General features: G+C 46.2%; 1 protein-coding gene. It reads left to right on the top strand.

Features of this window, described 5'->3' with window-relative positions:
• A partial coding sequence (locus A1QO_RS08085) for a cadherin-like domain-containing protein (RefSeq protein ID WP_038131350.1) occupies positions 1 to 392 on the top strand: 392 nt, incomplete at both ends.

Genomic DNA, 392 nt, shown 5'->3' on the forward strand with positions numbered 1-392 from the left:
GCAGGTTCAATATGAAGTAACGACTGCTGGTGGTGATAAACAAATTATTACCATCTATGTGCATGGAACGAATGATGCTCCAATCGTTACTCAAGCAGTGCATTTAGCGAAAGGAAATGAAGACCAAGTCATCAACATTACTCAGGCACAGCTGCTCGCCAACACCACAGATATAGACACTCGTGATGTCGGTCAACTTAGCGTCGACAACTTAAACGTTGATCATGGCTCAATCACCATTAATCCCGCTGGCACCTACACGTTTACACCAGAAAAAGACTACAACGGCGCGGTGCACTTTAGCTATGACGTCAAAGATGCTCATGGAGGGGTCACCCATACAAGTGCCAGCATGACTTTAACTGCGGTTAACGACAACCCTGATGTGACGC

It is taken from the genome of Vibrio genomosp. F10 str. ZF-129 (assembly GCF_000287055.2).
Classification (GTDB): domain Bacteria; phylum Pseudomonadota; class Gammaproteobacteria; order Enterobacterales; family Vibrionaceae; genus Vibrio.